The organism is uncultured Pseudacidovorax sp. (assembly GCF_913773995.1).
Lineage (GTDB): Bacteria > Pseudomonadota > Gammaproteobacteria > Burkholderiales > Burkholderiaceae_C > Xenophilus.
In genome coordinates this window covers 1-7,068 of sequence record NZ_CAJYES010000133.1, presented here as the reverse complement: position 1 = coordinate 7,068, position 7,068 = coordinate 1, and the positions used below count along the sequence as shown (strand labels likewise).

At 71.0% G+C, this 7,068-nt stretch carries 6 protein-coding genes, 1 pseudogene and 1 riboswitch; of the genes and pseudogenes, 5 read left to right on the top strand and 2 right to left on the bottom strand.

Going from position 1 to position 7,068, the window contains the following annotated elements:
- The 4 genes and pseudogenes from QZ772_RS12055 to QZ772_RS12040 form a co-directional block, all read left to right on the top strand.
- Positions 1-164, top strand: a pseudogene (locus tag QZ772_RS12055) (molybdate ABC transporter permease subunit); the annotation flags it as partial.
- Between the two features lie 98 nt (positions 165-262).
- Positions 263-1,039: a molybdate ABC transporter substrate-binding protein gene (gene modA, locus QZ772_RS12050; protein ID WP_295526421.1), complete on the top strand. Its 777-nt coding sequence runs from the start codon at positions 263-265 to the stop codon at positions 1,037-1,039.
- Entirely contained in the window at positions 1,039-1,824 is a 786-nt protein-coding gene (locus tag QZ772_RS12045; RefSeq protein WP_295526418.1) for an ATP-binding cassette domain-containing protein, read from the top strand. Before modA ends, QZ772_RS12045 begins: the two co-directional genes overlap by 1 nt.
- Positions 1,817-2,608 (top strand): TOBE domain-containing protein, encoded by a 792-nt coding sequence (locus tag QZ772_RS12040; RefSeq protein ID WP_295526416.1) that lies wholly within the window; start codon positions 1,817-1,819, stop codon positions 2,606-2,608. Before QZ772_RS12045 ends, QZ772_RS12040 begins: the two co-directional genes overlap by 8 nt.
- A 13-nt stretch (positions 2,609-2,621) precedes the next feature.
- On the opposite strand, the gene QZ772_RS12035 is transcribed toward QZ772_RS12040, so the two are convergent.
- Positions 2,622-3,947: a voltage-gated chloride channel family protein gene (locus QZ772_RS12035; RefSeq protein WP_295526414.1), complete on the bottom strand. Its 1,326-nt coding sequence runs from the start codon at positions 3,945-3,947 to the stop codon at positions 2,622-2,624.
- An 80-nt stretch (positions 3,948-4,027) separates the two neighbouring features.
- A riboswitch (Fluoride riboswitch) is annotated at positions 4,028-4,098 on the bottom strand.
- A gap of 316 nt (positions 4,099-4,414) precedes the next feature.
- Here QZ772_RS12035 and QZ772_RS12030 point away from each other — a divergent pair.
- Positions 4,415-5,437, top strand: coding sequence for an HDOD domain-containing protein (locus QZ772_RS12030; protein WP_295526411.1), 1,023 nt, complete (start codon positions 4,415-4,417; stop codon positions 5,435-5,437).
- Between the two features lie 86 nt (positions 5,438-5,523).
- Here QZ772_RS12030 and QZ772_RS12025 read toward each other — a convergent pair whose 3' ends face one another.
- Positions 5,524-6,819 carry an Hsp70 family protein gene (locus QZ772_RS12025; RefSeq protein WP_295526409.1) on the bottom strand — a complete coding sequence of 432 codons (1,296 nt, stop codon included), beginning with the start codon at positions 6,817-6,819 and terminating at the stop codon, positions 5,524-5,526.
- Positions 6,820-7,068: the final 249 nt, after the last annotated feature.

Genomic DNA, 7,068 nt, shown 5'->3' with positions numbered 1-7,068 from the left:
TGGTGGCGGGCTCCATCCCCGGCAAGACCCAGACCCTGTCCATGGCCATCTACGACGCCGTGCAGGCCGGCGAGGACCGCACGGCGCTGCTGCTGGTGCTGGTCACCTCGGTGCTGTCGGTGGCGCTGCTGGTCGTGTCCAACCGCTTCCTGTCGCTGCGTTGAACTGCCCCGCCCATTGGCCACGTCCCTCCATCGCATCGTCTTTGTCGCATCTGTCGCATCTGTCGCATCTGTCGCATCTGTCGAGAAGGAGTCCCACCATGCCCCGTCCCCTGTCCCTCGCCCGCGTTAGCCGCCGCGGTTTGGCTGTGCTGGCCCTTGCCGCGTTGCCGGCGCTGGCCGCGGCGCAGCAGCTCACCGTGTCGGCTGCGGCCAGCCTGACCAATGCCTTCAAGGAGCTGGCGCCCAAATTCGAGGCCACCCATCCGGGCGCCAAACTGGTCTTCAACTTCGCGGCCTCGGGCACGCTGATCCAGCAGATCGCGCAGGGCGCGCCGGTGGATGTGTTCGCCAGCGCCGATCAGGCCACGGTGACGCAGGGCATCGAGAAGAAACTCTTCGACGCCGACAGCAAGCGCGACTTCGCCCTCAACACCGTGGTGGCCGTGGTGCCCGCGCAGGGCGGCCCGGCCCTGACCTCGGCCAAGGACCTGGCCGGCGCCGCCGTCAAGCGCATCGCCATCGGCAAGACCGCCACCGTGCCGGTGGGCCGCTACACCAAGGAATCGCTGGACGCCGCCGGCCTGTGGAGCACGCTGGAGCCCAGGTTCGTCTACGCCGACAGCGTGCGCCAGGTACTGGACTACGTGGCGCGCGGCGAGGTGGATGCCGGCTTCGTCTACCGCACCGATGCCGCCATCGGCGGCGACAAGGTGAAGATCGCCTTCACCGCCACCGGCCACACGCCGGTGAGCTATCCCGTGGTGGTGGTCAGCGAGAGCCGGCAGAAGCCGCTGGCGAAGGAGTTCATCAACTTCCTCTCGACGCCGCCCGCGCTGGAGGTGCTGAACAAGTACGGCTTCGGCCAGCCCTCCTGATGGCGCTGATCGACGTCGACCTGCAGCTGGCCGTGACCGATGGCCAGCGCCGCTTCACGCTGCACACGCGCTTTCGCAGCCAGGCGCGGATGGTCGCGCTGTACGGCCCCTCGGGCGCGGGCAAATCGCTCACGCTGCAGGCGATGGCCGGCCTGCTGCGGCCCGAGCGCGGCCATGTGCGCATCGGCGGGCGCACGCTCTTCGACGCCGGCGCGGGCATCGACCTGCCGACCCAGCAGCGCCGCGTGGGCTACCTGTTCCAGCACTACGCGCTGTTTCCGCACCTGAGCGTGCGGCAGAACATCGCCTTCGGCCTGACCACCTGGTGGCGCCGGCGGCTGGATGCGCGCACCGCGCAACGGGTGGATGAGCTGCTGGCCAGCTTCGGCCTCGAATCGATGGCGAATGCGCGGCCGGCGGCGCTGTCGGGTGGTCAGCAGCAGCGCGTCGCCCTGGCGCGTGCCCTGGCCTGCGAGCCGCAGGTGCTGCTGCTCGACGAGCCCTTCGCCGCCCTCAACCCCATGCTGCGCCACGACCTCCGGCAGGAACTGGCCGCCGTCTGCGCCCGCTGGCAGTTGCCGGTGTTGATGATCACGCACGACGTCGACGACGTGCTGGCGCTGGCGGAGGAGGCGGTGCTCATCGAGCAGGGCCGCGCCGTGCGGCAGGTGGATGTGGCGCGGGGCACCGGTGTCGAACTGGAGCTGCTCGGCGCCCCCGCGCGCGCCAACGAGCCGCCGCAGGCCGCCGCCGTGCGCCGTCTGCTGGGAGCCGCCCATGCCTGACGCCACGCTGCTGCACGGCGAGCTGCGCCTGGCCGGGCGACTGGACGCGCGCTTCTTCGCACTGCTCGAAGCCATCGACAGCACCGGCTCCATCAACCGCGCCGCCCGCACCGCGGGCTACAGCTACAAGGGCGCGTGGCTGCTGCTGGAGACGGCCTCCAACCTGGCCAACGAGCCGCTGCTGACGCGCGCCACCGGCGGCAAAGGCGGCGGCGGCACGCAGCTCACACCGGCAGGCCATGCGCTGCTGGCCGCCTGGCGCGGCCTGCAGGGCGCCCATGCCGACTTCCTGCGCGCGCAAGAAGCCCTTCTTGTCCAACAGCCGGCCCTGGCCGGCCTTCTCCGGAGAATTGCCATGAAAACCACCGCCCGCAACCAGTTCGCCGGCACCGTCAGCGCCGTCGAGGCCGGCCCCGTGACCACCCAACTGACCATCGCACTGGCGGGCGGGCAAGAGATCGTCGCCACCATGACCAGCGCCGCGGCCACGCGGATTCAGGCGGCCGTGGGCAAGGAGGCGATCGCGCTCGTCAAGTCCTCGGCCGTGGTGCTGGTGACCGACTTCGCCGGCTACCAGCTGTCGGCGCGCAACCAGTTCGCCGGCACCGTCTCGCGCGTCGAGCGCGGCGCCGTCTCCTCGCTCGTGGGCCTGACGCTGCCCGGCGGCGCGGTGATCACGGCCAGCGTCACCAACGATGCCATCGATGCCCTCGGCATTGCGGTGGGCCACGCCGCCACGGCCGTGGTGAAGGCGTATTCGGTGATGGTGGCGATGCGGGCTTGAGCCCACAGGTCGTTCACGGCCGCTCGCGGTCCGGCGCCGGCGCTTCCTGATCCTTTTTGGCCTTGAGCTGGAACTGCGCGATTTCCGACAACCGCAGCCCTTCCGGCAGCAACTGCCGGTACTTGCCATGCCCGATGCGCTGCGCGTGGTAGATGCCGGTGTGGCCGGAGCTCAGGTAGCTGGCCAGGCAACCGATGGCCGCCAGCGGGCCGATGGCGGGACCGAAGAGCTCTACTGCCATCACGATGGTGGCCACGGGCGTGTTGGCCGCGCCGGCGAACACTGCCACGAAGCCGATGCCCGCCAGCATCGACACCGGCAGGTGCAGCAGCGGCGCCAGGGCATTGCCCAGCGTGGCGCCGATGTAGAACAACGGCGTCACTTCGCCACCCTTGAAGCCGGTGCCCAGCGAGACGATGGTGAAGGCCATCTTGCCCAGAAAGTCCCACGGCGGAAGCGGGCCCTCGAAGGCGGCCACGATGGTGGGAATGCCCAGTCCGATGTAGCGGTGGGCGTCCAGCGCCCACACGGCCACTGCGACCACCACCCCGCCCGCGAAGGGACGCAGTGGGGGATAGGCGATCCAGCGCCGCACCCAGCCGCCCAGGCGGTGCGTGGTCACGGCGAACACCCGGCCGGTGAGCCCGAACGCGATGCCTGCCAGCGTGACCGCCAGCACGCTCCACAGCGTGACGGGGGCCACGCTGCTCACCACATAGTGCGTGTGGTGCACGCCCCAGGCCAGCCCCACCTGGTCGGCCACGATGGCCGCCACCGTGCAGGGAAAGAGCGCGTCGTAGCGCATGCGGCCGATGGCCAGCACCTCCAGCCCGAACAGCGCGCCGGCCAGCGGCGTGCCGAACACCGACGAGAAGCCGGCCGCGATGCCCGCCATCAGCAGGATGCGCCGGTCTTCGTTGTCGAGCCGGAACAGGCGTGTCAGCTGATCGGCCAGCGCGCCGCCCATCTGCACCGCCGTGCCCTCGCGGCCCACAGAGGCGCCGAACAGGTGCGACACCACGGTGCCGCCCAGCACCAGCGGCGCCATGCGCAGCGGCACGGTCTTCTGGGGGTCGTGGATCTCGTCGATGATGAGGTTGTTGCCCGCCTCGACCTGCTTGCCCAGGCGCCAGTAGATCCAGCCCACGGCTGCACCGGCCAGCGGCAACAGCCAGATGATGGCGGGATGCGTCTCTCGCCAGCGCGTGGCGGCGTCCAGGGCGAAGAGGAAGAAGGCGGAGGCCGAGCCGGCCAGCACGGCCACCAGGCTGGCCAGAGGCAGCCACTTGGCGACCGAGCGCAGCAGGGCGAGCTGCTCGAAGCGGGAATGTCGGGTCATGTCGTCGATGCGAAGGGGAGGGGACCTGACCCAGCCGTCGAGTGCGGACGCGAGCGCCTACAGCTTCCCGACGAGGTCAGGGGCATGTAGGCATCATCAGCCGGGCAAGCGCCACGGCGGTTCATGGAGGAATGCCATCTCCAGGGCGGCCGATCATAGCTTTGCGTTCAGCCGGTTGCGCCAATTGAAACAAAGCGTTAATAATTCCTTCGACTTCCTTTTCCATGCAGGCCCTGCCCGCGCGCGTCTCGCGCGATGAGTGCAATCTGCAACTCCACGATGCTCATGCGCCCCGTTCGTGCTGATCGTTCCCCCGTCCTCGGCCGGGGGTGCACGCCGTGGCCGATGCGAGGCCGGGCCGGCCGGTCGGCATGACGGGGCGCTGGCAACGCTGGTGGCAGTCGGTCGCCGGTCGCGCGAGCGTGCCGGGGGACACGGCCATCTCGCCCGTCCCGCATGCGGCGACGGTGCCTGCTCCTCTGACGCCCGAATTCGAGTGGCGCGATGGCGCCGACGACACCGACCCCGCCACGACGCGGGACTACAGCCTGCCACCCGAAGGTGGGCTGCCGGAGCAACTGGCCAGCTTCCAGATCACGGCCGCCGACGCGCTGCTCGACGAACAGGCGCGTCGCGTGCGTACCGTGCTGCGTGGAATCCCGCCGCCGCCGCGCGCGCTGCAGCAGCTGGTGTCCCCCGACTTCGTCTCGCGCGCCGGCGCGTCGGAGCTGGCGGCGCTGGTGCTGGGCGAGCCGCTGGTGGCGGCCAAGGTGATGGCGGCCGTCAACTCGCCGCTCTACGGCGTGCGCCAGCCGGTGGGCAGCGTCAGCCAGGCCATCACCTTCCTGGGCCTGACCACGGTGCGCAACATCTGCCTGCGGCACATGCTGGGCATTTCCTTCAACAGCAGCTCGCCCTTCGGCCGCCGGGTGCTGGACACGCTGGATGCGTCGGGCGGTCTGGCGGGGGCGCTGTGCCTGCGTCTGGCGCCGCGTCTGCAGCTGGAAGACCCGGGGGCACTGGCGACCGGCGTGGTGATCTCCTTCGTGGGCCATCTGGCCGCCACGACCTTCCAGCATGCCAGCCATGCGCCCGACGAGGCGGTGGCGCCTGGCGCATTGCTGCCCCGGCTGCGTCTGCAGCAGGCGCACTGGGGCGTGTCGGCGGGCGCGCTGGGCCAGCTGCTCATGCGCGAATGGAAGCTGCCTGCACATCTGGCCGCCGATGCCTGGGCACTCGAATCGGTGCTGGTCACGCCACTGGAGGCCGCGCCTCCGGCGCGCGCCCCGGCGCTGGCCCTCGGCTACCTGTGCGCCCGCATCGGCGAGCGCCTGGCCTGTGGGCAGTTGCTCGGACCGCAGGAGCTGGACGCCGTCATCGACAGCGACCCGGACTTCCACCACCTGCGCAGCTACATGGGCCTGCCGGCCCTTGCGTCGCTGCCGGCCCTGCTGCGCGATGAGCGGACGCTGGAGGGCCTGCGCGTCTGATCGCCGCCGACGTCCCGGCCGCTCGGGGGGCGTCGATGAAACCGGCGGGCAGAACGGGCGGGTAGCCCGGACGCATTCGCGCCTGCTCAGCCGAAGATGCGCAAGGCGTGCAGCCCCAGGCCGCGCGCCACGCTCGATTCGCGGTCGCCGTGGACCACGCGCGCCCCGGGCACCACCGTCGCGATCCGCTGGGTCAGCGCACGCAAGCCGGTGGAGCCGCCGGTGAAATAGAGCGTGTGCACGTCCTGCGCCGTCACGCCGGCCCGGGCCAGCGTCACGGCCGCGGCGTCGGCGATGCGTTGCAGGTCCGCATCCAGTGCTTCCAGCGCGGTGGCGGCATCCAGCGAGGCGGTCAGGCCCGCTTCGATCTCGTCCAGTGCCAGCGTGGTGGCGCCGCCCGCGGCCACGGCGATCTTGGCGGACTCGGCCTGCGCCAGCAGGGCGTGGCCCATGCGGGCCTGCACCACGTGCATCAGGCGGCCGTGCATCCGTGCGTCGGCATAGAAGCTGCGCATGCGCTGCAGCTCCAGCACGCGGTTGGTGGCATACACGCCGTTGATCAGGTGCCAGGTCGCGAGGTCGAAGTACACCGCGTTGGGCACCTCGCGCGGGCGTTCGCCCGGCCGGGCCGGGCCCAGCGAACGGTAGCCGCACAGCGGCAGGATGGCGGACAGGTCCAGACGTCGGTCGAAGTCGGTGCCGGCCACGTGCACGCCGTGGTTGGCCAGGATGTCGTCCCTGCGGTCCAGGCGTTCGCGCCGCTGCGGCCCCACCCGCACCAGCGAGAAGTCGGAGGTGCCGCCGCCGATGTCGGCCACCAGCACCAGCTCTTCCTGCGTGACGGACTGCTCATGGTCCAGGGCGGCGGCGATGGGCTCGAACTGGAAGTGCACCTCGGCGAAGCCCACCTCGCGTGCCGCGGCTTCGAGCGAGGCCTGGGCCTTGGCGTCGCGCGCATCGTCCTCGTCGACGAAGTGCACCGGCCGGCCGAGCACCACGCGCGCCAGCGGGCCGCCGGCGGCCTGTTCGCCCAGGCGGCGCAGGTGCCGCAGGTAGTCGCCGATCACGTCGAGGTAGCGCACCGAGCGGCCTTCGCCCACTTCGGTGGACTGCTCGGCGAGGCCCGAGCCCAGGATGCTCTTCATGGAGCGCATCAGCCGGCCCTCGCGGCCTTCCACATAGGCGGCCAGGGCGGCCCGGCCATGCAATTGGCGCGGTGCCTCGTGGCCTGCGAGGTCTTCCACGTCGTAGAAGACGGTGGTGGGCATGGTGGGCCTCCCGTCCTCCACCAGCACCAGCCGCGCGCTGCCATCCGCCTGGGGCAGGGCGATGGCGGAGTTGGAGGTGCCGAAGTCGATGGCGCAGCAGGACGGGGCGGTCATGGCAGGGGCGGGCAAAGGGCGCGGATTCTAGGGGGTGCGCCTTTTGTGGCCGTGGGTCGATGGGCTGAGCAAGTGCTGGGCCGGGTGATCGATCGCTGACTCTGGTGATCGATCGCTGGTTCGGGTGATCGACCGGCGATTCGGGTGGTCGACCGGCGATTCGGCGGATCGACCGGCGCGCCGCTAACCCGGCAGAGGACGCCGGCATGCGCGCTCCCGGTGCACGCTCGCGCTGACCGGCTTGTTGCA

What these genes read in the sequence shown, in the direction of transcription:
- modA (WP_295526421.1), top strand. Translation starts at nt 263, where the DNA reads ATGCCCCGTCCCCTGTCCCTCGCCCGCGTTAGCCGCCGCGGTTTGGCT.
- QZ772_RS12045 (WP_295526418.1), top strand. Translation starts at nt 1,039, where the DNA reads ATGGCGCTGATCGACGTCGACCTGCAGCTGGCCGTGACCGATGGCCAG.
- QZ772_RS12040 (WP_295526416.1), top strand. Translation starts at nt 1,817, where the DNA reads ATGCCTGACGCCACGCTGCTGCACGGCGAGCTGCGCCTGGCCGGGCGA.
- QZ772_RS12035 (WP_295526414.1), bottom strand. Translation starts at nt 3,947, where the DNA reads ATGACCCGACATTCCCGCTTCGAGCAGCTCGCCCTGCTGCGCTCGGTC.
- QZ772_RS12025 (WP_295526409.1), bottom strand. Translation starts at nt 6,819, where the DNA reads ATGACCGCCCCGTCCTGCTGCGCCATCGACTTCGGCACCTCCAACTCC.